We start from the raw sequence: 2,884 nt of genomic DNA, 5'->3' as shown, positions 1-2,884 counted from the left end.
CGGCGCGCCATCCGCCCGAAGATTCAGCTGCACTGGCCCAGCGCGCTCACCGGCGTGGCCCTGCTGGTCGCCGCCATCCTTTATAAGCGCTCCACCGGGCAGCCGGGCTTCCCGGGCTACTTCGCCTTCCTGCTCGCCGTGGCCTTCATCCCCGGCACCCTCCTGCTGGGCTCGGTGAGCCCGTTCATCAACTGGCGGGCCTACAGCTTCGTGGCCCTCGCCATGTTCACCATCAGCATGCTGTGGGAGGCCACCGCCGCCGTGCCCTATGAGTGGTGGGGCTACCGGCCGGAGATGATGATCGGCATCTTCATCAACGCGTGGGCGGGGGTTCCCATCGAGGAGCCCTTCCTGTGGATGCTCGTCACCTTCACCACCGTCATCGTCTTCGAGGCCGTCCACCTGCTGGTCGTCGCGCGGATGCCGGCCCCCACGGGTGAAGACAAGGCGTCATGAGGCAGGCCCCCGGCGAGCTGACACGCTATGTCCCCCACTGCGTGGTGGAGCGCGTGGTGGCGCGGGTGCCCCATGAGTCGATGACCGTCCTCCAGGGGGCGGTGCTGTTCGCCGACATCTCCGGCTTCGTGCCGCGCGTGGAGCGCATCGCGCGGCAGGGGCCGGGGGCGCTGGAGCGGCTGCAGGAGCTGCTCAACGCCGTGTTCGGCCACCTCATCGAGCGCACGTCCCGCTCGGGAGGGGACGTGCTGAAGTTCGCCGGGGACGCGCTGCTGGCCGCGTGGACGGTGCCCGGGGACAATCCGGAGGCCGCGGTGCTGGCGGCGGCCCGCTGCGCGCTGGCCATCCAGCAGCAGCCCATCCTCCAGAGCGCCTCTCTGCCGGAGCTGCGCGACATCCGGCTGCGCATCGGCATCGCCACGGGCCCGCTGTCGTACTCCATCGTCGGGCGGGAGGACCTGGGGCTGTCGCTGCTGCCCACGGGCGCGCCCTTCCAGGCCATGGGGCAGGCGGCCCACGAGGCCTCCCCGGGCGAGGTGGTGCTGGATGAGCGTGCCCGGGCGCTGCTGGGGGCCCGGGCGGTGGGGGACTCCCTGCCGGGAGGTTTCTTCCGCCTGCGAGCGCTCGTGAACGTGCCGGGGCTGACGGCGGGGGATGCGCTCCCGCTGCAGCCGCCGGGGTGGGCGCCGTCCGCGCTGCGCGCCTTCGTCCCCCGCACGGTGCTGCGCCGCCTGGACGCCGGCCACGCCGAGTGGATGGCCGAGGTGCGGCCGGTGTCCGTGCTGTTCATCAACCTCAAGGAGCCGAGGCTGATGCTGCAGGCCGAGCGCTCGACGCTCCAGCGCGTCACGCTCGCGGTACAGGAGGCGCTGGCCGCTTTCGAGGGGCACCTCAACCAGGTCGTCACCGAGGACAAGGGCATCGTCTTCGCGTGCACCTTCGGCCTGCCGCCGCTCACCCACGAGAACGACGCCGAGCGGGCCCTGAAGGGGGCACTGGCCATCGGCGAGGCCCTGCGGGCCCAGGGGCTGCGCCACGGCATTGGCGTGACGACGGGGCGGGCCTTCTGCGGCACCTATGGCGCCGACTCGCGCTGCGAGTACGCCGTGCTGGGGGACGTGGTGAACCTGTCGGCGCGGCTGATGCAGCGCGCCGAGGACGAGGTGCTGTGCGACGAGCCCACCGCGCGCGCGACGCGGGGCCGGGTGGAGCTGGAGGCCCTGCCGCCCGTCCAGCTCAAGGGGAAGTCCAGCCCCGTCGCCCTTCACCGCGTGCTGCGCAACAAGCCGGCCGGCTCCACGCCCGCCTTCGACTCCTCGACGTGGCTGGGGCAGCAGCCGCTGCTGGCGGCCTACCGCAGCCAGCTCGAGCGGGGCATGGTGGGGCGCGAGCACGAGCGCGAGCAGGTGCGGGGCGTGCTGGACGAGCTGGCGGCGGGCATCGGCGGCGCGCTGGTGCTGGAGGCGGACACGGGGCTGGGCAAGTCCATGCTGCTCTCCGCCATCCTCACCGACGCGGCCGAGCGGGAGCTGCCGTGTCTGGTGGGGCAGGGGGATGCCATCGAGCGCGCGGTGGCGTACCGCGCCTGGCGGCCGCTGCTGGAGGCGCTGCTCACCACGCGGGCGAGGACGGACGCGGAGGCCGTCACCTCGGCGGAGCCCCTGCGCGAGGGCCTGCGCGAGTCCCTGGCCGACCACCCCCACGGGCCGGAGTGGGAGCCCCTGCTGGCGGACGTGCTGGGGTTGCGCCTGCCGGAGAACGAGGTGACGCGCGCCATGGCCACGGAGGTGCGTGGCGAGAACACGCACGCCCTGCTGGTGCACCTGCTGGAGTACACGCTGGTGCGCCGGCCCTTCGTGGTGGCCTTCGACGACGCGCAGTGGCTGGACCAGGAGTCCTGGCGGCTGCTGGTGGAGGTGCGCCGCCGCGTTCCCACCGTGCTGGTGGTGCTGGCCGGGCGGGGGCTGGAGGAGGTGGGGGAGGAGTACCAGCGGCTGCTCGCCACGGGCCGCACCACCCGGCTGGAGCTGCGGCCGCTGGAGCAGGTCGAGGCGCATACCCTGGTGTGCCGCCGGTTGGGCGTGGACGCGCTGCCGGAGCTCCTGGCCGCGCTGCTCTACGAGAAGGCCGAGGGCCATCCTCTCTTCATCGAGGAGCTGGCGTACTCGCTGGTGGGACTGGGCGTGCTGCGGGTGGAGGGCGGGCGGTGCCAGCTCACCGTGGAGCCCGGCCGGCTGCGCGAGCTGCACCTGCCAGACACCCTCCAGGGCGCGGCCTTGAGCCGGATGGACCAGTGCTCGCCGCAGCAACAGCTCGTGCTGAAGGTGGCCAGCGTCGTGGGCCGCACCTTCCACTACCGCGCGGTGCACGACGTGCTGCCGGTGGAGCGCGATCTGGGGATGCTCCAGGAGAACCTGGACACGCTGGT

Annotated in this window: 2 protein-coding genes; both read left to right on the top strand. The window is 73.0% G+C overall.

Annotated elements, in window-relative coordinates; translation table 11 throughout:
- Positions 1–456: hypothetical protein (locus tag VF794_RS38020; protein WP_331118311.1), on the top strand; the 456-nt coding region annotated here is incomplete at its 5' end.
- Positions 453–2,884, top strand: a 2,432-nt coding sequence (locus tag VF794_RS38015; protein ID WP_331118308.1) for an AAA family ATPase, incomplete at its 3' end; no start/stop codon positions are given. The genes VF794_RS38020 and VF794_RS38015, both read left to right, overlap by 4 nt.

The sequence above is a fragment of the Archangium sp. genome, from assembly GCF_036389735.1.
Lineage (GTDB): Bacteria > Myxococcota > Myxococcia > Myxococcales > Myxococcaceae > Archangium.
The sequence above is the reverse complement of the archived record's forward strand: the minus strand, read 5'-3'. Positions and strand labels throughout refer to the sequence as shown.